We start from the raw sequence: 23323 nt of genomic DNA, 5'->3' as shown, positions 1-23323 counted from the left end.
AGTTATGAGTTAGTACATCCAAACTTAGCAAAAAAAAAACCTGTTAAGACTTAACAGCCAGATAAATATCAACTTCGGCATCCAGAGGATTTTGAGAACCTGGTCCATATATTTCAAAATCAGCTGTATATGCCCTTGGAATGTCGGTATTCCATATTTCCTGCCAGGCATTAAATACCGCACCTTGTAACAAATTCCCTTTCACTGTATATTTTAAATAGGGTCCCCCTTCAATCATTAAACCTGTAAAACCATCAGGTATATGATCCAGGTTTTCTACCCGATAACCTATCAACGTTGTATAGGGCTGTGTATAATCACCTTCATACTCCGTATACACGCTATAAATGTCATCGCCTACCCTACCTGCTAGTTGCGCAGCAACATTACTTGCCCAGAAACGCGTCCATAGCTCAGGAATATCTTTAGCTGCATGCCCTTCAGCATTACTTGTTCTAACTGTAATTCCAATAAGAGGAAATGCACTGAGTGTTTCTTTTTCTGTCTTCATTAGTGTTTACTTTATTATAGCGCCAAATATAGCCAGGCCTGTGACAACCTTATGGCAGCCTAAAATAATTGTGTATATTTTTAATGCTACTTCTTATCAGTTTCTTAACAATGGTTTAATATTGATGTTTTAATTTTATTGTAATCAAAGCATATGGTTATGATCAGTACTAAAACCTTGTACAGCGCTGTTTTAAAAACAGAACAGATTGATGACGCTCATAAATTCCAGTCTTTACCGCAACCTTCGGGTAGTTACCCTTACCGGCTAAACGTACCTAATGCCGGAAATAAAAGGAAAATGGTTTTCCATATGATCGGCGATACCGGCGGATTAGGGACTCCCAGCACTCAACATCAGGTGGTTACCCAAATGGCAGCTCAGTATGCAGAGGCTATCGAAGATCAGCCATCATTTTTATATCACCTGGGCGACATTGTATACCATTACGGCGAAGCGGAGCACTATGATGCACAGTTTTTATCTCCTTTTGAAAACTATCCGGGACCTATATATGCTATTGCAGGGAACCACGATAGCGACATAAACCCAGATAGTGAGGACCATTACGATAGTCTTGAAGCCTTCTATACTGCTTTTTGCAACATCTGTCCGAAAACCATTTACTTTGGTAAAGACGCACAACGCAAGAGCCAGGTACAACCCAATGTTTATTGGACGATGGAAGCCCCATTGGCCACTATTATAGGGTTATACACCAATGTACCTAAGTATGGCAGTATCAGAAAAGAACAACGCAGCTGGTTTATTAAAGAATTGCAAAACGCGGCAAAGCTCAGTGCCGAAAAAGCCATTATTGTAAGTCTGCACCATGCCCCTTACTCTGCCGACACCAACCATGGCTCCAGTTTAAATATGATTGAGTTCCTTGAATCCGCATTTAAAGAAGCAGGTGTAAAACCCGATATCGTTTTTAGCGGACATGTACACAATTACCAAAGGTTTAGCAAACATTACATTGATGGAAAAACGGTTCCATTTGTAGTTGCCGGAGCTGGTGGATTTGATGAATTGCACACTTTAGCTGATCCTACTGATCCGGCATATGATACGCAAAGCCCAATACTAAACCATGTACAATTAGATAATTATTGCGACAACAAGCATGGCTTCCTAAAAATAGCCATTGAAAAGAATCCATTCAGCTTTACCATAAAAGGAGATTATTATACCCTATCCCGTCAAAATCGACTGGAAGGATCGCAACAGCCAAGCTTATTTGACAGCTTCACAGTCGACCTCACAGGCAGGTAAAAGGCAAAGCATACGGTTCCTGATTTTTTTGTGTAGAAAAATTTATTTAACATTGAGTGCAATAGATTTTAATGTATACAGAACCATCAGATACCGCTGAAGATATTGAGCTGCTGACCAAAGTCAGAAACGGCGATCAATTGGCGTTTGCGCAAATCTATAACCAATACAGGAGCAAAATGTATGCTTATGCCTCCAACTTATGCAAATCCCCCGAAACCGCAGAAGAGATTGTTCAGGAGGTTTTCATTAGGCTTTGGCAAAAAAAAGAACAAATCAATACGGATTTAAATTTCAGTGCTTACATTAAAAAGATCACACTGAATCACGTACTGAATCACCTTAAAAAAGTAGCACGTGAAAAAAGTCTGCAAGATGAGGTATTCCAGTACATCGAAGCTATCCGCAATACTACCGAGGACAACTTACTGCAAAAAGAGCTGTTAAAAACCTATAATGAAGCTATTGCCCTCTTGCCTCCTCAAAAGAAAATCATCTATCATATGAGCCGGAATGAAGAAATGACGCATGATCAGATTGCTGAGCAACTGAACATTTCTAAAAACACCGTAAAAAACCACATGGTAGAAGCTACAAAATTTATTCGCAGTTATGTAGGCAAGCATGGAAGTATAGTGTGTTTTATCATTGCGTCTTCAAATTATTTTCATTCCAACTAGTCCCCCCTCCTTTTTCAATTGTATTGTAATAAACGGGCAGCCTAACCGCAGCCGCCTAATTATTAAATCGTGGAAGAAAAAGAGCAATTTAAACACTTATACAACCTGTACTTAAACAATCAGTGTGACGCTGCAGAACTTAAAGCGTTCTTTGCGCTGTTAGACAAGGGCCATAGCGATGAGGAAATGATGGCGCTAATGTCAAACACCTGGGATCAAACCAACGCCCTACCTGAAACAGGTCTGATTCCTCCTTTCCTTCAAACAGCAGCTAAAGAAATCAGAATCGCTCCAACCAGAAGATCTTCTTTTGGTTTAAAGCAGTGGATTGGTGTTGCTGCCACGCTTTTAATCTTTACAGGAATCTATTTTTACAAATCAGCTATTACAGGATTACTCAATCCCAATCCTAAGTATCAATTTGCAAATGCTTCCGGCAAACGCATGCAATTACAACTGGCCGACGGCACAAAAGTATGGCTAAGTCCGAACAGTAAACTTGGTTATCCCGATAAATTTTCAGGTACTGAAAGGCTTGTGTCCCTTGATGGCGAGGCCTTTTTTGAAGTAAGCCATGATGCAAAACATCCCTTTATCATTAAAAGTGGGGACGTTAGCACAACCGTTCTGGGCACCAGCTTTAATGTTACTGCATTTACGCAACAACATACGATAAATATAACCCTTGTTACCGGTAAAGTAGCTGTGACGCTAAATGACCAAAACAATACCAGCAGGGATACCATAACTGCCAATCAACGAATTATTATTGATAAAGCCACATCGAGTATCACAAAAGTAGACTTTCCTGATGCTGCAACATTCCTAAATAAGCGATTAGGCCTGTACGAATATAATGGAACAACCCTCGAAGAAGTTGCAAGAGACCTCGAAAACCAGTACAACATTAAAATTCAGCTTGACGCAGATTTCTCTGAAAAAACATTTTATGGAAATCTGAACATGACAGATCCGCTAGAAGAGACTTTAAGTAAACTATGTATAGTAATGGAAGCTAAATGGAAGAAAAATGGAGGGCACTATGTTATTATAAAATAAATGCCTGGCAATGAATTACACAACCAGGCAAGTATCTAAATCAATTTAAAATGCCCAAGCCTTGAGAACTAAAGGGCAGATAAATCAATATTCAATTATAAAGTTATGAATCCTGCATGAATTTATGATGCAGTAGTAGAAATAAATTACCAGGCTTAATAACACTAACACACCAACATCTATATGAAATCAAATGGACCAATCAGGTTCCTGACAGGCATTGCTATAATATTGCTACTGCTTCTCATTGTACAAATCCAGGTTATGGCGCAAAGCCCGCTTACCAGGAAAATCACCATTACACTGAAAGAGGAGCCCTTAAAAGCGGCTCTGGATAAGATCAGTGCGATAAGTAAAGTTAAATTCACCTACAACGAACAGATAGCCGAAAGTAAAATAAAAATCAATGTTGATGCTAAAAACCAAACCCTTTCTGAAGCATTGGATGCTGCATTTGAAGGGCATCCCATACAATTTAGCCCTTTGGGTAAGGATGTTTTTATACGATTTAATACCAGTAAAGAAAAAAAGCCGGATGCCGAACCGGCGGCAAATCCGGCACAACATCAGAGCAAACGGACTTTAAGTGGTATTATTAAATCGGCGAGTACTGGCGAAACCCTTATTGCTGCCACTGTCCGCATAGCCGGAACCAACTATGCTACATCAAGCAATGAGTATGGTTTTTACTCCCTCAGTCTGCCTGTAGGTAGTTATACCATCACTGTAAATGCTATTGGCTCAAAAAACTATAAAAACACCATAGAACTGACTAAAAACACCAGTTTAAACATACCCCTTGAGGATGATATGAATGAGTTGGAAACAGTAACGATTACCTCAAACCCGTCTAAAAGAAACATTGAAAACCCACAGATGGGAATGGAGCGTCTAAGCATCAGCGAAACCAAAAACGTACCCGTGCTACTTGGAGAACGCGATGTGATTAAAACCCTTCAGCTTTTACCGGGCGTTAAAACTTCGGGCGAAGGAACCGGCGGTTTCTTTGTGCGCGGAGGTAGTGCCGATCAAAATATGATCCTTTTAGATGAAGCTCCCGTTTACAATGCTTCTCACCTGCTTGGATTTTTCTCTACTTTTAATTCCGACGCCATTAAAAACGTTACACTTTACAAAAGCGGAATGCCGGCACAATATGGAGGTGGTTTATCTTCAGTACTCGACGTAAAAATGAACGATGGGAATAACCAGAAGTTTGGCGTAAATGGTGGTGTGGGATTAATTGCAGCCAGAATAAATATTGAAGGACCGATACAAAAGGAAAAATCATCCTTCCTGATCTCTGCACGAAGAACCTATGCCGATATGCTTCTCAAGTTTTCCGGCGACTCAGCTACCAAAGATACCAAGCTTTATTTTTACGATGTTAACCTGAAGGCGAACTATATACTAGGCAATAAAGACCGCTTGTTTGTTTCGGGCTATTTTGGCAAGGATGTGCTGGGTGCAGACAAGGTAGCAGGTATAGATTGGGGAAATGCAACATCAACCTTAAGATGGAACCATGTTTTTAGCAGCAAGCTGTTCTCAAACACCTCCTTAATATTCAGCAACTACAACTATAAAATCCAGTCGACCGATGATGAAAGCTCTTTAAGCCTGTTTTCTCAGATCAGAGACTGGAACTTTAAGGAAGATTTGCAATGGTATGCCAATGATAAGAACACATTAAGTTTTGGACTGAACTCCATCTACCATACCATTAAACCTGGTGAAGTCCGGGCCTCAGGCAACTCAGGCCTTATATCACAGGATCTTCAAAACCGATACTCACTCGAAAATGCCGTTTATGCCAGCAATACCTGGAAAGCAAACAATACTTTGAGTTTCACTTATGGATTGCGCGTTTCGGCCTTCAGTATCCTTGGAAAAGGCGAATACTTTACACTTGATCCAGCTGGCAATGTAACCGGAACTACCAGCTATGAAAGTGGTGAGATTGTAAAAACCTATGTAAACCTTGAACCAAGGCTAGCTGCAGCCTTACAGTTAAACAGCTCAACCTCCATTAAGGCCTCTTATGTGAGGAATGCACAAAACCTGCATCTCATCTCTAACTCCAATGCTTCTTCCCCAACGGATAGATGGGTGGCCAGCACCAACATCATTAAGCCCGAACTGAGCGATCAGGTATCCTTAGGTTACTATAAAAACCTCGCTAATGACAATTACGAACTAACAGTTGAAACCTATTATAAGACCCTGCAAAACCAGATCGATTATAGAAATGGAGCAGATATTTACACCAATAAACCTATAGAGAGCCAATTGCTTTATGGAAAAGGAAGAGCCTATGGTGCAGAATTTTTATTGAAAAAGAAAAATGGGAAGCTAACCGGCTGGATTGCTTATACTCTATCTAAAACAGAAAGAAAAATTGATGGCATTAACGATAACAACTGGTACAATGCAAGGCAAGACAGAACACACGACATTTCATTGGTGAGTATGTACCAACTCAGTAAAAAATGGTCGCTCTCTGCCAACTGGGTATTTGCAACCGGAAATGCAGTAACCTTCCCTACTGGAAAGTACAAGCTACTTGGTCATAGTTATTTCTATTTTTCGGAGCGTAATGCCGATCGGATGCCGAGCTATCATCGCCTCGACCTGGGGGCTACACGCTTATTAAAGCAGACCAAAAAATACTCATCGGAACTTAACTTTAGTCTTTACAATGCCTATGGCAGAGAAAACGCCTTCCGCATTGTCTTTAAAGATAAAGAAACAGACCCCAATAGAACGGAAGCCATAAAAACAACCCTATTTAGGTTCGTTCCATCAGTTTCCTATAATTTTAAATTTTAACAATATGAAATCATCATGTACAGCACATGATCGCTTCATCACCATTAAAAATCAAATTACATGTTAATGAAAAAAATACTTCCCATTATAATTTTGCTGATGATTTCGATACAATGGTCATGCGAAAAAGCCATAGACCTTAAGCTCAAGGAAAACGAGCCAAAATATGTTATTGAAGGTATCATTACGAACGAGCCGGGCATCTCCAAAATACAGATCAGCGAAACCAAAGCATTTAGTGATGATAATCAATTTAATGGAATCAGTGGTGCCCTGGTAAAAATTGAAAACAAAGGCATTACTATTGTGTTAACTGAAACAGGAAAGGGTATTTACGAAACTGCCGCTATTAATGGTACGCCTGGCGAAACCTATAATTTAACCGTTAGCATCAAAGATGAGTTATTCAAAGCTAGCAGTACCATGCCACAAGTTGTTCCTTTTATTGATTTCACCCTCAAGCCAAATGATTACGACACAATAAGAGTAACGCCAATGGTGAAATTTAAGGACCCTTTAGAGACTAAAAACTTTTACTGGTTTCAACAGTTCGTTAACGACAAAATCCAGAAAGAATATAGAGTGATAAATGATGATTTTAGTAACGGTCGGGAAATTAACGACTACCTGCCGTTTGAAAATAATACAAAAAACAAGGCGTTAAACTTTAAAAAGGGAGATAAATTAACTGCAGAGCTGCATTGTATAGATCCAGCCGTTTATACTTATCTGTTTAGCCTGTTTGATGCAAACGGATCTGATAATGGTGCCGCTCCAAGTAATCCCTTAACCAACATCAGTGGTGGTGCAATTGGCTTTTTTAGTGCGCATACCGTACAACGAAAAACAATAACAATACCTTAATCTAAAAAGATGACTGAATTAGATAAAAACATAGCTATAATTACTTTATTCGGCTTTGTTGCTTTACTCAGTTTAATTGAAATGTATTTCAGTTACGCTCACGATAGAAAACACTATCGTGGGCGTGATACGCTGACCAACATATACCTGATGACGGCTGCCTTTTTAGTAAATATGAGCACTAAGGCAGGCACATTTATGCTATTGGAATATGTATACAGGCACTACCGGTTGTTTCAAATCCCGAACCTTTACCTGTATTGGATTATGTTAATCCTTGTACAGGACTTCCTCTATTGGGTGCTACACTATACAGGACATTACGTACGGTTCTTTTGGGCCATGCATGTTACCCATCATTCATCTGAGTATTTCAACCTCACAACGGGCTTCAGATCTACCGTTTTTGAGCCCTTATATCGGGTATTCTTTTATCTTCCCTTAGCCTTTATGGGTTTCAATGCGTTCGACATCCTTTTTGCCTACCTCATTACCCAGATTTATGGCAACCTGGTACATACGCAAACCATTGGCAAATTACATCCTGTATTCGAATACATCTTTGTAACCCCCTCCCACCATCGCGTACACCATGCCAGAAACTTGCGTTATCTGGATAAAAATATGGGTATGGTACTTATTATATGGGACCGGATTTTCGGCACATTCCAAGAGGAACTACCCGAGGAAGATGTGATATATGGGCTAACCAAGCAACCCAAAGACACCGGTGCAGTGAACATCATTTTTCATGAATTCAAAGCATTAATGGCCGATGTTAAAAAGGCATCCAGGTTAATAGATAAGATTAAATATTTTATTTACCCTCCCGGATGGAGCCATGATGGCAGTACACAAACTGCAAAAGTAATGCAGCGACAGCTGCTGGAACAAAGTTAAACTATATTCCGTAGCACGACCTTCCCAAACTGTGCACCTGAAGCCAAATACTCCGCAGCCTCCTGCGCATGAGCCAGGGATGGGAATACCTTATCAATAACCGGCTTTATGTTGTGTTTTTCCGAAAAAGCGAGCATGTCAGCAAACTCCTGGTTGTTGCCCAATGTAGTTCCCAAAATAGACAGGTTTTTCCAATAGATACTGGCAGGAACAATATTCTCGATGGGCCCGTCTGTGCCACCCCAAAATACCAGTCGGCCACCTGGTTTTAGCACAGTTATCAACTTAGCAAAACCCTTACCCGAAGCACTATCTAGTACGACATCGAAGCCCCCCGTCTTCGCATTGGCTTGTGTAGCCCAATCTTCATCTTTATAATTAAATCCGCCTTTTGCGCCCATAGCAATAGCCCTTTGCAACTTACTTTCGGTACCAGATGTTACATAAACTTCGGCACCTGCTGCAATGGCAAACTCTAGTGCCAGCAACGCTGTCCCCGCACCTATACCCGTTACTAAAACCTTTTCACCGGCCCTCAGTCTGGCTTTGGTAAACACCGCACGATAAGTGGTTAATCCGGCCAAAGGCAAAGCACCAGCCTCCTCTTCTGTTAAATGCGCTGGTTTTACCTGGATATATTGCTGATCAACCGCAATATACTCGGCAAAAGTTCCCTGATCAGGAGACCCCATTATTGTAAAATCAGGACCAAAAGCATCAGGGTTATCTCCCCAATTACGTCCCGGGTTAATCACAACCGATTTCCCTAACCAGGATGGATCTGCATTTTTACCGAGTTCTACAACTTTACCATAGCCATCAGAGCCAATTGCCAATCCACCTTCCGGCAAGGGAGCCCCGGCGTAAATACCCTTTTGTACCCTGATGTCTCTTTGATTAAAAGCAGAATACTCCAGCTTTATTAAAACTTCCTGATCAGTGGGAACAGGAGTTGGAATTTCTTTTACGATATATGGCTGGGTGTTTCCTTCTAAGTATGCTGCTTTCATCTATTTATTTATTGTTTTTTTTTGCCTTCAAGCTGCCTCCTGCGGTTTAATTGTCAGATGGACCCCGGCATGATTAAAATATTCTAAGCATGTCGGGTTCATTAGGGTAAAAATAGGTAGTATATTTTCTAATTAGGATGTTGAGGTTTTATATTTTTATTTTGTAGAGGAAGTGGAACAAACTCCGTCTCTCCGGGCACCGGAGGGAAGGTTTGCTCGAGCCACATTGTTTTAGCCTCTTCAATCCGCTCAGGCGTTGTAGCTACAAAATTCCAATAAATGATCCGTTCTTCAGGCAAGGGTTCACCACCAAAAATATAAATGGTGGTATTTTCCAGCATATCAAATGCACAAAGCTTGCTGTCTTTTGCTACAAGAAGTTGCTTAGGACTAAAAGTGTTGCCTTCGGCCTCTATGCCTCCATCAAGGATATATAGTGCACTCTCGCCAAATAAATGCTCCCCTATTTTAACCGACTGCCGGCCGGTTGATTTTAGCTCTATAAAATAAAGCGGACTATAAACAGGAACCGCTGATTTCCTTCCAAATACTTCACCTGCTATCAGTTTAAAATGCACACCTTGCTCTGTCCATTCCGGCATACCCGCTTCCTCCACATGGAAAAATTCAGGTTCCATTTCTTCCAGTTCTTTAGGCAATGCCACCCAGATCTGCAAGCCATGTAGCATTTTATCAGAGTTACGAAGGTAGCCCGGTGTTCTTTCCGAATGTACAATACCTTTCCCTGCAGTCATCCAGTTTACCTGACCGGGTTTTATTTCCACTTCATTGCCCATGCTATCGCGATGCATGATACTCCCTTCAAATAAATAGGTTAGCGTTGACAACCCAATATGCGGGTGTGGGGGAACATCGACATTTTCACTATCACTCAGACACACCGGCCCCATATGGTCGATGAATGCAAAAGGACCTACCATTCTTTTCTCCCGAAAAGGCAGCAAACGACCCACCATAAAGCTACCTATACTGGCGGGGCGCTCTTCAATTATCAGATTGATGTTTGACATGATTTAAAACTTATAAAAATATTGATTTATTCCTAGTCAGAAAATTAAACGGTTATTGCCTTAGGAATAATGATAAACATAAAGAAATTGCAGCTGTTACACAAATTGTTACTTTTGAGCCTGAATTTATCCTCATTTATGAACAACGATTATATGAAAACAGTATTTCCCGCAGTTTGTTTAACGGGAATTCTATTTTCCCTCTTTGCATTGCTATTTACAGCATTAGGAATCATGTCTGCCAATGCTAACCTATTAAGTGGCTACAATGTAGCGGGACTACCTATTGAAGGCATACTGCTTTGCTTTATTGCTCCTGCGGCCAGCTTATACCTATACAGCTTTTTGAACAACCGGTTCCCGGATAACCGTTTTGAAAAATTCAGTTTATCCATCAGCAACCTCTTACTGGGTGTTTGCATTGCCTTATTGTTTTTCGGCTATCTGAAATGGTACACTGCAACTACCTTCTTTGTTTTACTTACGCTGTTGCTGTACGTTGAGTATAAAAATAAATTGAGGTTCATGTATCGCTTTTACAGAGCCTATGTGGCTTTGCTGATCCCTTTTTATTTGGTATGCATAATCATTAAAAATCAATCCATCCTGATTTTTAATGAAAAAGCGAGTTTGAAATTATATGTGGTCCATCTCCCTATCGAGGCCTACTTTTACTTTATGGGAATGCTTTTGATGACGGTATACCTTTTTGAGTTTTTTAAAAGCAAAATGGCTAAAGTTAATGGATAATCTGCCGTTATACACCAAACAACAGCTTGCGTTACGTAACGGGCAGGACAAGCCCGAAATATGGGTAGCCCTTAAGGGTGTGATTTATGATGTTACCGAAAGTAGGTTGTGGCGCAATGGCAAACACTACGAACATTGGGCCGGGCAGGATTTGACGGAAGAGCTATTTGACGCTCCGCATACGGAAACCGTATTTGAGAAGTTTGAGGCAGTTGGAAAACTGTTTGTATAAGAAAAGGCTACTCATCAACACTGAGTAGCCTTTTCTATGTAATGATCGATACTCCTTACACTTCGATGGTAAACGAGCTTAAGCTTACAAATTCCTGTACGCGTGCTGCAACTTCTTCCTGAGTAAGGTTCAGAATTTTTTCTGTTCCAAATTTCTCTACACAGAAAGAAGCTAATGCTGAACCGAAAATAATCGCATTCTTCATGTTATTGAAGTTAACGGTTCCTACTTTAGCCATATAACCAATAAAACCGCCTGCAAAAGTATCACCAGCTCCTGTTGGATCAAAAACTTCAGCTAATGGAAGTGCAGGAGCCGAGAAGATTTTATCTTCATGGAACAATAAAGCACCGTGCTCACCTTTTTTAATGATCAGATATTCCGGTCCCATCTGAAGGATTTTTTCTGCAGCTTTTACTAAAGAGTATTCTCCTGATAACTGACGAGCTTCTGCATCATTGATGGTCAATACGTCTACCATTTTAATGGTTTCCAATAAATCAGGCATCATGATGTCCATCCAGAAATTCATCGTATCTAATACAATCAGCTTAGGTTTTTTATCCAAACGGTTGATTACTGTCTGCTGAACAATTGGAGTCAGGTTACCTAACATTAAAAATTCGCAGTCCTGATAACTCTCCGGAATAATCGGATCAAAATCAGCCAATACATTTAATTCTGTAACTAAAGTATCTCTGCTGTTCATATCATTGTGATATTTACCCGACCAGAAGAACGATTTCTCGCCGTCTTTAATCTGCAATCCTTCCGTGTCGATACCATGTTCATTAAAAGTATCAATGTCACTTTTTTGGAAGTCATCACCTACAACTCCAACGATTTTTACTTTATCATAGAAGTAAGAAGCGGCCAAACTAGCGTAAGTTGCGGCTCCACCTACTATTTTATCTGTTTTCCCGAAGGGAGTTTCAATGGCATCAAACGCCACAGTACCTATGATTATCAGGCTCATATGAATTATTTATTATTTTTTTATTTTTTTTCGTTACAAATATTGCATAAATAAATTAAAACCCCTAATATTGCATTCCCAAAACGAACAAACGTTTTCATTCTTTAACGGTTCGAAAACAACGTTTTGGCAAACCAGCACTCCTTCTTAGCTCAGCTGGTTAGAGCATCTGACTGTTAATCAGAGGGTCGCTGGTTCGAGCCCAGCAGAGGGAGCCAAATTACAAAGCCTTTCAGTGCAAACTGAAAGGCTTTTTTGGTTTCTATGCAGAAATATCTAATTTATTTATGACATGATTTACGACTTTGTCGCAACGGGAACGATGAAGCTTAAATATATTTTCGCCTAAATACCCAATTAAATCTTTACGAAGCATTATTTTAGCACGACTAAGAGAGGCTTTTACATTTGAGACTCCAATATTCAAGGCCTTCCCTGTTTCCTTCACGGATAAATTTTCGATCTCACGCAACACAAATACCAAGCGATACTGTTCAGGCAACTTTCTTATAGCATTTTCAAGTTGCTGCCCCAACTCCTTATTAATCAGAATCTTTTCTGGAGTTTGAAGGTCGGACTTACTCTCCAAATAGCTTTCAGCACTTTCTGTATCAAAATGCTGACTTCTTTTCTTTTGCAATAAGCATTCATTGATCATGATCCGGGTAAGCCAGGTGCCCAATAAAGATTTTTGCTCAAACTCATTCAAATGTTCATAAGCTTTAAGATAAGTGTTCTGCATCATATCTTCCACATCAATATCACGATGAAGAATAGACATACCAATCCTATACAGCCGTTGATTATACCCTCGCATGATATATTCAAAAAGCCTCTTTTGTCCACTAATGATGAGACTAATCAACTCTGTCTCTGAAAACTGTTGGGACCGAAGTCCTTTAAATGTGTTCATTTATGATTTTGAAATGAGAAAAGATTGCAATTCTTGGATAAAAAGAAGTAACCGATTTACAATTGGCTAATCTAATTAATGTTAGAAATACTTAAACTGGATAGCAACAGTAAATCAATTACAAAAACATCTATAGTTATGAAAAAGTTTTTTTTAACCCCAAGGGGATGGCAACAATTACTATTCATAGTATTTATTAGTGTATTAGCTCTAGGAGCTTGCAAAAAAAACAGATCGAAACCGGTCGTTCAGGACCCAATCCGGACAGCAAATGTTGTACTGAGCGGTGGGGCTGAGGTTCCGGCAATAACAACGGCTGGAAGTGGAACTGCCACTGTTTCTTACAATACTAACACCAAAATGATAACCTATCAGATTAACTGGATATTAAACAGTACAGTATCAGTAACCACCGACATGCACTTTCATGGAGCTGAAAATGGAAGCGCAACAATCAGCTCACCTGTGGTCATTCCCATTACCGGATTTGCCATAGGCAATACAGGTACCTTAAATGGAACTACCCGTGTGCTCACTGATGCAGAAGCCAATCAGTTATTAGCAGGAAAATGGTATATAAATGTACATAGTGCGGCCTTTCCTAGCGGAGAAATAAGAGGCAATATCATTTTTAGCAGTCCGAATCCAGGCAATCCATATTAACCAGAAAAGCCTCTTCGTAAAATGGAATGCCCCAAAAAGTTAGACACTTATGGGGGCATTCCAAAAAACCGAGGGGCTTTTTTTATATTAATCCAACAGAAGAAGGCTTGAGTTTCAAACAAATAGAAGCATAGGAAAGAAAAACTGATATTATTTTACATTTCTTATCGCCCTTTTCATCAAAAATCCTTAATATTGCAGTCCCAAAACGAACATACGTTTTTGTCTTAAAGGACAGCAAACAACGTTTTGGCAACCAGCACTCCTTCTTAGCTCAGCTGGTTAGAGCATCTGACTGTTAATCAGAGGGTCGCTGGTTCGAGCCCAGCAGAGGGAGCAAAAAGGCAAGCACGGTAAAACGGTCGCTTGCCTTTTCTTTTCAAGGCCCATCTCAATAATTGTTTTAAGACAATGACGGAAGTACAAAAGTAAAATAAGCTTGCAATTAATTTTTTTTGCGGTTTTAGGGCTGAATCTTAATTTCCAACAATATAGCTTTTTAATCATATGTTTACAGTTGTCGGAGTTTTCCAATCATTGTTGAAGGATGAGAGATAGTTTTGTGTCATGAAAAAAATAAAAATAGCTACTGCACAGTTTGAGAACAAAAGTGGCGACAAAGAATATAATCTTAAAATGATTGAACAGCTTTCCGGACAAGCCGCGGAGACTGGAGCTGATGTTATCAGCTTTCATGAATGTTCGATTACAGGTTATACGTTTGCAAGAAACCTTAGCTATGAGCAAATGTTGGCGCTTAGTGAAAGCATACCAGATGGGCCGAGCGTAGCTGCTCTGATTGGATTTGCAAAGAAATATGGAATTGTTATTCTTGCAGGTTTATTTGAGAAGGATGAAAACAATGAGCTCTATAAAGCATATGTATGTGTAGATGGGAATGGCTTAATCGCTAGTCACCGCAAGTTACATCCGTTTATTAACCCTTATATCAAGCCAGGGTCTGCCTATACTGTATTTGAATTGCTTGGCTGGAAATGTGGGATTTTAATTTGCTACGATAATAACATTATTGAGAATGTAAGAGCGACAAGACTTTTAGGAGCCAAGGTAATTTTTATGCCGCATGTAACGATGTGTACGCCATCAAGCAGACCTGGGGCGGGATTTGTTGACGCTAGCCTGTGGAGGGATAAAAATGCAAACGCCGAGTTACTGAGGAAAGAATTTGACGGTGATAAAGGCAGGAAATGGTTGATGAAGTGGTTGCCTGCAAGAGCGTATGATAATGCTGTTTACGCCGTATTTTCAAATCCTATTGGGATGGACGACGACCAGTTGAAAAATGGTTGTTCCATGATTTTGGATCCCTTTGGGGAGATCATAGCGGAATGCAGATCTTTAGATAATGAAATTTCAGTCGCGGAAATAGATCCTGAAAAACTTACCGATGCCGGCGGCTCAAGATACATCATGGCCAGAAGACCGGAGCTATATGGGGGCATCATAGGTGAAAAACATAAAAGTGAGCAGAACGTTTCATGGCTGAAATAATTCCAAATTTAGAAACTTATGTCAATGGCACCAGAAGAAGAAAAAAACTACGAGCAGCAAAATAACCGCTCGTAGTTAATAGTATTAATTAGTAGGATTTTGTGTTAATTTCCCTGGGTATGAATTAATAGCACTTTGAGGGATATAATAAACAACTCTAAAATCAGTAGCCGCTATATCTGTAGTTTGATTTTGAGGTCCAGGATATTGTCTGGTAAGAGGTTTCCCATTACGGAATACATCAAAACTACGCTCTGCCTGGTATGCCAGTTCTAATTGTCTTTCTTTATCAATTAGCTGGCCCGCATTTGCTGCGTTTAAAGATGAATATCCTCCACCAACGATAGAACGTGTTCTAATCATGTTTAAATCAATAAGTGCTTCTGAATATTTTTGCAGTTTGGCATATGCTTCTGCTCTATTCAGATATACTTCACCTAGTCGGCTAATTACTGGAGAATGTAATTGAGAATCTTCTCCTTCGCGAGAACATTTAACTATGTAAAACTGAGGGTAAACACGATTTAAACTGATAAAATTGTCAATCACACCTGTGTAAGTTTTTCCATCTTTATAATTGATGGAATAAATCTCTTGTGCAGCATCAACAGGAGTAAGGGTATAAGTTACCTGATTTGGACTAACCCCCTCTACACAGGTAATTACATTACCGTTACGGCTGGTAGTTAATTGTGCGTAGTTCAATAGGTTTCCTGCATCTTGTTTAATAAACCTAAAAACTTCGGTAAAAGCACCAGCAGCATTTTGAGAATAGGTGGGCTCAATAAAAGCAGCTCTGGCATCTACTATTTTATATTTATCCGGTCTCCAGTCATTTCTGCCAGTTTCGTTTAGCAGGCTAATATATTTTGCACTTGCATACATCTCTCCCCAGCCCATGCCACCAATATTTGAATACATACCGCCAATACCATAATAATGATCATCGCCAGAAAACTCAGACGCTACACGCTTAATTGCAAAAATGGTTTCTCTATTATTTTCGGGTTTAAGGGTGTTGTATTTCATGAATTCAGCTCTCGGCAGTAAGCTATACCTTGTCGCCTGACTGATTACTTTCGTTGCATAATCTACAGAAAGCTGAGCATAAGTCGGATTAGGGTTTTCATAAGTTCCGCTCATGTAAAGATAAACTCTCGAAAGCATAGCCTGAGCTGCTTCTTTAGATGCAAAAATAGGCCCTTTATTTACATTAATTAACTCTTCGGCCTTTTTGAGATCAGAAATTGCCTGTTCATAGGTTGCTTTTACAGTGGCCCTATCTGGAAAAGTTGCATTAATAACATCATTTGGAGTTCCGTTAACAATTGGGACACCTAAGTTAGTCTCAGGGCTTTGATAGTATGGGCGTCCAAATGCACGAACCAGATAGAAATACATCAATCCACGGACATAGTAACATTCGCCTAGCTTGCTGTCAAATTCAGGACTTTTACCTAGCGGAATCTTATTAATGATATTTGATGCTTGCGCGATTGCTTTGTATCCGTTATCCCAAAAAGTGCCTAATCTCCCATTATTTGGCGTTCTGGCAAAGGAAATAAATTCATAGAATGCATCTGTTGAAGACCCTCTGATCATCATATTATCTCCTGCATATTCGCCTAAACGGTGCATGGGATCAGACCAAGCCTTAAGTTGACCATACACTCCGTTCAGTAAAGCATCTATATATGCTTCGGGGTTATTGTCTATCGTTTCAGATTTCATTGATCCGAAAGGCTCTCTATCAATCTCGCAAGATGATAGGGATATTATAACAAAAATTATAGCTAATATTTTTTTCATTTTTTATGTGCTTTAGAATGAAACATTAAGTCCAAGCATGAATTTTCTGGCCATAGGGTAAACGGCTGGCCCTGCAGAAAACAATATGGCTTGATTCTCCTCATTAACAGGGATTTCTGGATCTACTCCCGAGTATTTTGTTATCACAAATAAATTCTCGCCAGATAAATAAGCTCTTAAATTCCTAACTTTATACTTTTTTAAATCGAAATTGTATCCTATTGCCAATGAACGCATCCTAAAAAAATCATTACTTTCTATATAGCGCGAAGACACAGAATTCCCCTTATCTTGATTATTGTATCGTGCTACGGGATGAGTTGCAATATCGCCAGGCTTTTGCCATCTACTCCAACCATCCTGTAATCTCATTTGGTTTCTATCTGTATAAGTTCCATCCGCATCATATTCCTGACGCGAATAGTTATATACCTTACCACCAAATGAGTAGCCAAATACGGCATTCAAATCAAATTTCTTCCATGTTAAAGCAGTTGTAATACCACCAAATACATCAGGTGAGGCTTTATCAAGCTTTTCCTGGCTGGCTTGTGCGTAAGTAGAAGTTTTTGTTCTTTCTATCTCGTTACCATTTGCATCTCTGGTTACTTTATACCACATCGGTTTTCCATCATCGGGATTAACACCAGCCCATTCTGGCATATAATAAGTGTCAACAGGCAGTCCAATTTGTAAAATTCTACTTGCAGATCCTGCAATACCCAAATCATCACCTATTATTACCTGTTTAGCCGAATAAGTCCCATCCGAATTTCTGGTTTTGTAAATGTCGGTCAGCTTATTTACATTGTGTCCCATATTCACATCCAAACTCCATGTTAAATCATTAGTACGGATTATATCGCCCCCAAGCGCTATTTCTATACCTTTGTTTTTCATTTTACCCACATTTTGCCATAAACGCGTTACACCTGTTAAACCAGAAATAGGCACATTGAACAAAATATTGTCTGTACTTTTAATGTAATAGTCTAAGTTTAATCTAACCCTATTATCGAAAGCAGTAGCATCTAATCCTAATCCACTGGTGTAAGTTTCTTCCCATGTTAAGTTTTTGTTGCCAATTTGGCTAATCAAAAGACCTGGAATTCCATCATAACTTGCCGCTGGATTTACAGCATACAAATCATACTGAGGATATAAGGAAGAAGGGCGGTTACCTACGGTACCGTAGGCTGCACGAAGTTTAAGCGTATTAATGTAATCTGCTTTAAACCATTCTTCGCGATTGATATTCCACCCACCGCTGATAGAAAAGAAGTTGCCGTATTTTTTTCCGAAATTTGAAGCACCATCTCTACGAAGCGACACCTGCGCTAAGTATTTGCCGTCATATGAGTAATTCGAATTGAAAAGTAAAGATTGTACTGCCCATTCATTAATCGCTCCTCTTGTTCTTTCAGGTTTTGCTACTACATCAAGCACCTCGAAATCACGCACTATACCAGTACCATATACATCCAATGTTTTACTATAATAATCATTAAACTCATAACCAGCCAATGCACTTAAACTATGTTTTCCCCATGTATTATTATAACGTAAGAGTTGATTGGTATAACGTCGGGTGTATTCAGATCTGTAATCTGTAACACGTCCATTTACACTCTCACCCCCATTTGAACGAGGATCTATATAACCACTAGCAGCATAAGTGTTAAATCTGTAGTTATTAACTGAAGAAAAGGTAAAGTTTTTCGTTAATTTAATATCGAAATCTAAATTACCCATAAACTCGTAGTTGGTATTCGCAGATTTATTCCATTGCAGGTCATAAAGATAGTTAGTACTTGCATTATTTACCCATAAGCTTGAACGGTGAGGTACTAAATTGCCATCGGCATCGTACGGGCTATCCCAGGGAAGATTGGAATACATTGAAGTTACATCATATTGTCTATCGGTAACTGCACGACGAGAACCAACTAAAGACGGTTTAACAGTTAGCCAGTCGAAAGGCTTGTAAACAGTGTTTAATCTGAAGTTGTAGCGTTCATAATCATATCCTTTGATAGCTCCAGATTCATCATAATAGCCTACCGAAAGGTATGACTGGAGTTTTTCAGTTCCACCCTGCAAAGAGATATTGTGGTTTTGGTTAAAGCCGCTTTTAGTAGCGAGGTTCCACCAATCGAAATTACTGTTACGTAATTCCGGGTTCCAACGAGGAAAGTTAATGGCACTTGCATTTGTAAAAGAAGCATAGTAATCGTACAACTCGGCTCCATTCATCACTTGCAGGTTACCATTGGTAAGCTGGGTAAAACCGCTTCTTGATGAGATATCCACTGTCATTTCTCCAGATTTTGCTCTTTTCGTAGTGACAACGATTACACCGTTGGCACCTTGAGAACCATAAATTGCAGTTGACGCAGCATCTTTTAATACGGTCATTGATTCAATATCTTCCGGATTTATCTCTCCTGGACTTGAACCCACAATTACACCATCTATAACCCAGAGCGGGCTAGTTGTGCCACTCAAAGTTGCTTGCCCACGGATAACAACAGAGCCTGCGGTTCCGGGTTTTCCGGAGCCAGGTGCAACAAATAGACCAGGGGCCTTTCCAGCAAGCATATTTTGTACGTTTGGAGAGGTCACATTTTTTAATTTATCTCCACTAATAGTGCTTAGGGCACCAGTAAGACTTTCCTTTTTCTGAACGCTATAACCTACCACCACTAACTCGCTCAATGTTTCAAGCGATTCGCTAAGAATAATATTTCCCAAAGATGGGCTAGTTATTTTAACTTCCTGAGAAGTAAAGCCTATAGAGCTAATTATTAATATATCGCCGATATTTGCTTCTATGCTAAACTGACCTAAGCTGTTGGTACTTGTAACGCGACTGGTACCTTTTACTGTCACCGATGCGCCGGGAATACCCATACCACTTACGTCTTTGACAGTGCCCGTAATAGACTGCTGAATCCCTATTTTTTCTGCGAGCACAACTTTTACACCACTAGGTTTATCAAGGGTTTTATTTACAGCAATAGTTTTACCTTCGATGCTATATTCCAAAGGTAAGCCTTCTAATAACTGCTGTAATACAGTGTTAATTGAATTTTCGTTGATATTTACATCAACTTTTTTAATTCCCTTTAAGTCTTCAGTTTTGTAGAAAAAAGTGTAGTCAGACTGTTTTTCAATCGCTATTAAAACATCAGCAATTTTTGCAGATTTCAGGTGTAACTTAATGGTTTGTGAAAAAGTTTTTGCGTTTGCAAAGGTTGAAATAAATACAGTAAGTAATGTAACAATCTTTAAGGTGGCAAAAAAGAGACTGAAAGGTTTTTTGCCGTTTCTGCTCTGTAAATGATAGTTTCGTTTTTGGTTAGTTTTTTGACTCATTTTAACTAAAAATTTTAGGTTTAAATGTTTTTAATTGATAGTTTACCGAAGCAGATGGCTTCATTCATAGCACGTCAATGTTTCCTCATAGCATTTGATTTTAGTTTTTAATTATTAATTTATTGTCGTGTGTTAATTCATATGTGACACGTGTTGCACCTAATATTTTTAGTGCCTGTCTCAAGGTTAGATTTTTTTCTATTTTCCCCGTGAAAGTGCCCTGGGGTTTGCTTCCGTCGTATACCACTTCAATATTGTACCATCTGGCCAGTTCCAACATCACCTCGTCTATGCTTGCTTCATTAAAGCACAGTAAATCGTCTTTCCAGGCCAAAATATCCTCCGGATTAATATTATTAATTACCTGAACCTGTTCAGAATTTGGTTGACTAACCGCCTGTTGGTTGGGTGTTAATAAATAATGTCGTTTACCGGCATTTAATTTTATACTACCATGTAACAGGGTAGTTTTGTAATTGCCGTTATCAGCATAGGTATTGATGTTGAAACGTGTTCCTAAAACTTCAATGTTTGTCTGGCTATTTTGAATGTTTACGACAAATGGTCGTTGGGGATTTTTTGCTACTTCAAAATAAACTTCTCCTGAAATCTTGACTTTTCTGGCCTTTTTCGAAAAAGATACAGGGTACTCAATGCTACTAGAGGCATTCAGCCAGACTTTAGTGCCATCAGACAGGGTAATATTGTAATTCCGTCCAACAGGTGTTTTAATGATACTTAAATCATTCTCTTTGATATTTTTGCTATCCAAATAAACCACTTGCCCATTGCTGATTCGAATTTTTGAGCCATCGCGCTTAACAAACACTTTACGATCAAGTGCACTGTCCAGTGGAACTTGTGTACCATCTGACAGCACTAATATGGCGCCATCATGGCCCGGTTGGATATCCTTTTCAGTTGTTATTTTTTGATCGAAGCTGGCAAGGCCGTTTTGATAAAACAACCAATACGATCCGATCAACATTATGGTTGCTGCTACAGCACTGTATTTTAACAGTCTTAGTATTGACTTATTACGAGTTGTTTTGAGTTGAAGATCCTTATCCAGAGCTAATATTTCATTGACTTTGGCATCTATTTCAGCTTCGTCAACAATGGAATTTTCTGGTACTGAAAAAGACCCCATTGTTAGTGAGAGTATATCGACTAATTCTCCTGGATCGGTTATGTCGAGTAATCGAGACAACTCTACAGTCTCGGTTTGAGATAGCGCATTATTATAATATTGCTCGAGTAAATAACGGATTCGTTCGTTACGCATATGGTTCATCGTTTGGTCTAGTTTGGATTTTCATCCAGATTATTAGTATGAATAGACTTTTATAGATGACTACTATTGGGATGTGATATTTTTTTTAAAAAATACCTAAAATCAAGAGGATGCTTAGGAATTCTCCGTAACCGGCGTTAACCAGTGCCTGGCGAATCAGTTTTAGCGCGGTGGTAAGCGTGTTGTAAACAGTGTTGATGGAGATGTTTAATTTTTTTGCGATCTCTATTGGGCTTAAGCCTTCTTCTCTGCTTAGTAAGTATATGGTTTGACGTTGTTGCGGTAGCTGCTGCACAGCTCCTTTTATTACCGACCTTATTTCGGTAAACTCAAGAGATGCTTGCACAGAAAAAGCTGAATCTTCTTTTTCTATGTTCAATTGCAGTCTGTCCGCCTTTGTCTTAATATGGAGTTCTTTTCTGATTAAGGTTAAAGCTTCGGTGTTAACAACTTTGTAAATCCATGCCTGAAAATTTTCTATTTCCATAAGCCTGTCTCTATTGAGCCAAACTCTCAAAAACGACTCTTGTAATATATCAGATGCGGCATCTTCTTTATTATGGGTCACTTTTAGAAGAAATTTATGTAACTTTTTAAAATATAGTGCATATAAAGCTTTAAACGCTTTTTCATCTCCATCGGCAATAGCCTGGATAAGATCTGCCTCTTTAGGTTCTATTTTGATCACCAAGTTACACTGATTGTTTTACTAAGATAAATAAATTGTCTGGTATAAGCGTCCGCCTAATGAATTACAAATTTGATTAACCATCCTATTCTTAAAGTTCTGCAAATATAGGTCTTTTGTTTCCCCTCTGGTTTGTTGACATGATGTTTTGCAATATATTTAGAGCCATTCTTATTCCCTCCCCACTGATCGCACCTTTCAGTGAAAACTAAGCGGCTTTTTTAGTTTCGAAATGATATCTTTGCTCCTACCTATAAAAACATCAAAATAATGCCTCCAAAGTTTAAATACCCGCTCTCTATATTCATTTTACTGTGCTTTTCTTCCTGTTTTCAGATCATTGAAGAAATTAACCTTACCAAAGCCGGTTCCGGAACAGTAAACTTAACCTTAAACCTTAGTGCCAGCAAAACGAAAGTAGCCTCGGTTATGCTAATGGATAGCATTCAGGGGTACAAAGTACCGTCAAAGCAGAAGATCCAAAAAGAGCTCGACGAAGTTGTGGCTTATTTAAAGAAATCGCCCGGCATCAGCAATGTTCAAAAGAAAGTTGACTTTGAGAACTACATCGTAAGCGTGTCATTTGCATTTAAAGACATAACCAACATTAACAATGTAAATCAGGATGTACTAAAAAAACTAAAAATCAAAGGAGCTAGCAACTCTTCTTATACTTACAACCCCAAAATTCAGGCTTTTCGCCGCAGCTATCAACATACCAAAGATGCCGTTGCCCAATACAACAAGCTAAAGCCTGAAGTAAAGAAAATATTTAAAGATGCATCCTATACCAGCATTTACCGCTTTGAGCAAAACATCGCTTCAAGTGAAAATACCCTTGCTAAAATATCTAAATCAAAAAAAGCAGTTATGCTCAATACCGGAGTATTGGGTTTGATTAACGGGAAAACCGATGTATCCAACAACATTACATTAGCAAAATAATAGCTCC

20 protein-coding genes and 2 tRNA genes are annotated in these 23323 nt (G+C 39.2%); 13 read left to right on the top strand and 9 right to left on the bottom strand.

The features are described from left to right. Positions 1 to 43: 43 nt before the first annotated feature. Complete coding sequence (locus B9A18_RS09465; protein WP_084289026.1) at positions 44 to 511, bottom strand: GyrI-like domain-containing protein; 468 nt, start codon at positions 509 to 511, stop codon at positions 44 to 46. A 159-nt stretch (positions 512 to 670) separates the two neighbouring features. On the opposite strand from B9A18_RS09465, the gene B9A18_RS09460 reads away from it, so the two are divergent. From B9A18_RS09460 to B9A18_RS09435, 6 genes are all read left to right on the top strand, one after another. Next, on the top strand, positions 671 to 1786 hold the full coding sequence (locus B9A18_RS09460) for a metallophosphoesterase family protein (RefSeq protein WP_235005279.1): 1116 nt from the start codon (positions 671 to 673) through the stop codon (positions 1784 to 1786). A 71-nt stretch (positions 1787 to 1857) separates the two neighbouring features. Beyond that, positions 1858 to 2466 (top strand): RNA polymerase sigma factor, encoded by a 609-nt coding sequence (locus B9A18_RS09455; RefSeq protein ID WP_084289024.1) that lies wholly within the window; start codon positions 1858 to 1860, stop codon positions 2464 to 2466. Between the two features lie 69 nt (positions 2467 to 2535). Then, positions 2536 to 3525, top strand: a complete 990-nt coding sequence (locus tag B9A18_RS09450; RefSeq protein ID WP_084289023.1) for a FecR family protein — start codon at positions 2536 to 2538, stop codon at positions 3523 to 3525. A gap of 183 nt (positions 3526 to 3708) precedes the next feature. Next, positions 3709 to 6354, top strand: a complete 2646-nt coding sequence (locus B9A18_RS09445; RefSeq protein ID WP_084289022.1) for a TonB-dependent receptor — start codon at positions 3709 to 3711, stop codon at positions 6352 to 6354. A 66-nt stretch (positions 6355 to 6420) separates the two neighbouring features. Beyond that, a complete protein-coding gene (locus tag B9A18_RS09440) occupies positions 6421 to 7218 on the top strand; it encodes a DUF4249 domain-containing protein (protein ID WP_159452623.1) in 798 nt (265 codons plus the stop codon). A 9-nt stretch (positions 7219 to 7227) separates the two neighbouring features. Beyond that, positions 7228 to 8118 carry a sterol desaturase family protein gene (locus B9A18_RS09435; protein WP_084289020.1) on the top strand — a complete coding sequence of 297 codons (891 nt, stop codon included), beginning with the start codon at positions 7228 to 7230 and terminating at the stop codon, positions 8116 to 8118. Here the strand turns inward: B9A18_RS09435 and B9A18_RS09430 are convergent. Continuing rightward, on the bottom strand, positions 8115 to 9128 hold the full coding sequence (locus tag B9A18_RS09430; protein ID WP_084289019.1) for a zinc-binding dehydrogenase: 1014 nt from the start codon (positions 9126 to 9128) through the stop codon (positions 8115 to 8117). The two genes, B9A18_RS09435 and B9A18_RS09430, sit on opposite strands and share 4 nt — an antisense overlap. A 128-nt stretch (positions 9129 to 9256) precedes the next feature. Further along, complete coding sequence (locus B9A18_RS09425; RefSeq protein WP_084289018.1) at positions 9257 to 10159, bottom strand: pirin family protein; 903 nt, start codon at positions 10157 to 10159, stop codon at positions 9257 to 9259. A gap of 69 nt (positions 10160 to 10228) precedes the next feature. Here B9A18_RS09425 and B9A18_RS09420 point away from each other — a divergent pair, with 69 nt between their 5' ends. Together B9A18_RS09420 and B9A18_RS09415 are read left to right on the top strand one after the other, a co-directional pair. Continuing rightward, on the top strand, positions 10229 to 10909 hold the full coding sequence (locus tag B9A18_RS09420) for a lycopene cyclase domain-containing protein (protein WP_084289017.1): 681 nt from the start codon (positions 10229 to 10231) through the stop codon (positions 10907 to 10909). Beyond that, on the top strand, positions 10902 to 11141 hold the full coding sequence (locus B9A18_RS09415) for a cytochrome b5 domain-containing protein (protein ID WP_084289016.1): 240 nt from the start codon (positions 10902 to 10904) through the stop codon (positions 11139 to 11141). Before B9A18_RS09420 ends, B9A18_RS09415 begins: the two co-directional genes overlap by 8 nt. Positions 11142 to 11196: 55 nt before the next feature. Here B9A18_RS09415 and B9A18_RS09410 read toward each other — a convergent pair whose 3' ends face one another. Then, entirely contained in the window at positions 11197 to 12117 is a 921-nt protein-coding gene (locus B9A18_RS09410) for a PfkB family carbohydrate kinase (RefSeq protein ID WP_084289015.1), read from the bottom strand. 141 nt (positions 12118 to 12258) lie between these two features. Between B9A18_RS09410 and B9A18_RS09405 the strand changes: the two genes are divergently transcribed. Next, positions 12259 to 12335: transfer RNA gene (locus B9A18_RS09405), tRNA-Asn, on the top strand. Positions 12336 to 12379: 44 nt separating this feature from the next. Here B9A18_RS09405 and B9A18_RS09400 read toward each other — a convergent pair. After that, positions 12380 to 13030: a sigma-70 family RNA polymerase sigma factor gene (locus B9A18_RS09400; protein WP_084289014.1), complete on the bottom strand. Its 651-nt coding sequence runs from the start codon at positions 13028 to 13030 to the stop codon at positions 12380 to 12382. A gap of 138 nt (positions 13031 to 13168) precedes the next feature. On the opposite strand from B9A18_RS09400, the gene B9A18_RS09395 reads away from it, so the two are divergent. From B9A18_RS09395 to B9A18_RS09385, 3 genes are all read left to right on the top strand, one after another. Further along, entirely contained in the window at positions 13169 to 13693 is a 525-nt protein-coding gene (locus tag B9A18_RS09395) for a CHRD domain-containing protein (protein WP_159452622.1), read from the top strand. A 263-nt stretch (positions 13694 to 13956) separates the two neighbouring features. Continuing rightward, positions 13957 to 14030: transfer RNA gene (locus tag B9A18_RS09390), tRNA-Asn, on the top strand. 230 nt (positions 14031 to 14260) lie between these two features. Beyond that, the gene (locus B9A18_RS09385) at positions 14261 to 15205 is read left to right on the top strand and encodes a nitrilase family protein (RefSeq protein ID WP_084289012.1); all 945 of its coding nucleotides are present in this window, start codon (positions 14261 to 14263) and stop codon (positions 15203 to 15205) included. An 84-nt stretch (positions 15206 to 15289) separates the two neighbouring features. Here the strand turns inward: B9A18_RS09385 and B9A18_RS09380 are convergent, their stop codons facing one another. The 4 genes from B9A18_RS09380 to B9A18_RS09365 all read right to left on the bottom strand — a co-directional run bounded on the left by B9A18_RS09380 (position 15290) and on the right by B9A18_RS09365 (position 22371). Continuing rightward, the gene (locus B9A18_RS09380; RefSeq protein ID WP_084289011.1) at positions 15290 to 17014 is read right to left on the bottom strand and encodes a RagB/SusD family nutrient uptake outer membrane protein; all 1725 of its coding nucleotides are present in this window, start codon (positions 17012 to 17014) and stop codon (positions 15290 to 15292) included. Between the two features lie 12 nt (positions 17015 to 17026). Continuing rightward, positions 17027 to 20389, bottom strand: coding sequence for a TonB-dependent receptor (locus B9A18_RS09375; protein WP_144009443.1), 3363 nt, complete (start codon positions 20387 to 20389; stop codon positions 17027 to 17029). Positions 20390 to 20489: 100 nt separating this feature from the next. Continuing rightward, the gene (locus B9A18_RS09370; protein ID WP_159452621.1) at positions 20490 to 21674 is read right to left on the bottom strand and encodes a FecR family protein; all 1185 of its coding nucleotides are present in this window, start codon (positions 21672 to 21674) and stop codon (positions 20490 to 20492) included. A 94-nt stretch (positions 21675 to 21768) separates the two neighbouring features. Continuing rightward, complete coding sequence (locus tag B9A18_RS09365; RefSeq protein WP_159452620.1) at positions 21769 to 22371, bottom strand: RNA polymerase sigma factor; 603 nt, start codon at positions 22369 to 22371, stop codon at positions 21769 to 21771. Between the two features lie 270 nt (positions 22372 to 22641). Here B9A18_RS09365 and B9A18_RS09360 point away from each other — a divergent pair, with 270 nt between their 5' ends. Further along, entirely contained in the window at positions 22642 to 23316 is a 675-nt protein-coding gene (locus B9A18_RS09360) for a hypothetical protein (protein ID WP_084289008.1), read from the top strand. The last annotated feature ends 7 nt before the right edge of the window (positions 23317 to 23323 follow it).

It is taken from the genome of Pedobacter nyackensis, from assembly GCF_900176505.1.
Classification (GTDB): domain Bacteria; phylum Bacteroidota; class Bacteroidia; order Sphingobacteriales; family Sphingobacteriaceae; genus Pedobacter; species Pedobacter nyackensis.
Note: the sequence above shows the minus strand (reverse complement) of the source record. Positions and strands in the feature narration are given on the sequence as shown.

What these genes read in the sequence shown, in the direction of transcription:
- B9A18_RS09465 (WP_084289026.1), bottom strand. Translation starts at nt 511, where the DNA reads ATGAAGACAGAAAAAGAAACACTCAGTGCATTTCCTCTTATTGGAATT.
- B9A18_RS09460 (WP_235005279.1), top strand. Translation starts at nt 671, where the DNA reads ATGATCAGTACTAAAACCTTGTACAGCGCTGTTTTAAAAACAGAACAG.
- B9A18_RS09455 (WP_084289024.1), top strand. Translation starts at nt 1,858, where the DNA reads ATGTATACAGAACCATCAGATACCGCTGAAGATATTGAGCTGCTGACC.
- B9A18_RS09445 (WP_084289022.1), top strand. Translation starts at nt 3,709, where the DNA reads ATGAAATCAAATGGACCAATCAGGTTCCTGACAGGCATTGCTATAATA.
- B9A18_RS09440 (WP_159452623.1), top strand. Translation starts at nt 6,421, where the DNA reads ATGAAAAAAATACTTCCCATTATAATTTTGCTGATGATTTCGATACAA.
- B9A18_RS09435 (WP_084289020.1), top strand. Translation starts at nt 7,228, where the DNA reads ATGACTGAATTAGATAAAAACATAGCTATAATTACTTTATTCGGCTTT.
- B9A18_RS09430 (WP_084289019.1), bottom strand. Translation starts at nt 9,128, where the DNA reads ATGAAAGCAGCATACTTAGAAGGAAACACCCAGCCATATATCGTAAAA.
- B9A18_RS09425 (WP_084289018.1), bottom strand. Translation starts at nt 10,159, where the DNA reads ATGTCAAACATCAATCTGATAATTGAAGAGCGCCCCGCCAGTATAGGT.
- B9A18_RS09420 (WP_084289017.1), top strand. Translation starts at nt 10,229, where the DNA reads ATGATAAACATAAAGAAATTGCAGCTGTTACACAAATTGTTACTTTTG.
- B9A18_RS09415 (WP_084289016.1), top strand. Translation starts at nt 10,902, where the DNA reads ATGGATAATCTGCCGTTATACACCAAACAACAGCTTGCGTTACGTAAC.
- B9A18_RS09410 (WP_084289015.1), bottom strand. Translation starts at nt 12,117, where the DNA reads ATGAGCCTGATAATCATAGGTACTGTGGCGTTTGATGCCATTGAAACT.
- B9A18_RS09400 (WP_084289014.1), bottom strand. Translation starts at nt 13,030, where the DNA reads ATGAACACATTTAAAGGACTTCGGTCCCAACAGTTTTCAGAGACAGAG.
- B9A18_RS09395 (WP_159452622.1), top strand. Translation starts at nt 13,169, where the DNA reads ATGAAAAAGTTTTTTTTAACCCCAAGGGGATGGCAACAATTACTATTC.
- B9A18_RS09385 (WP_084289012.1), top strand. Translation starts at nt 14,261, where the DNA reads ATGAAAAAAATAAAAATAGCTACTGCACAGTTTGAGAACAAAAGTGGC.
- B9A18_RS09380 (WP_084289011.1), bottom strand. Translation starts at nt 17,014, where the DNA reads ATGAAAAAAATATTAGCTATAATTTTTGTTATAATATCCCTATCATCT.
- B9A18_RS09375 (WP_144009443.1), bottom strand. Translation starts at nt 20,389, where the DNA reads ATGAGTCAAAAAACTAACCAAAAACGAAACTATCATTTACAGAGCAGA.
- B9A18_RS09370 (WP_159452621.1), bottom strand. Translation starts at nt 21,674, where the DNA reads ATGCGTAACGAACGAATCCGTTATTTACTCGAGCAATATTATAATAAT.
- B9A18_RS09360 (WP_084289008.1), top strand. Translation starts at nt 22,642, where the DNA reads ATGCCTCCAAAGTTTAAATACCCGCTCTCTATATTCATTTTACTGTGC.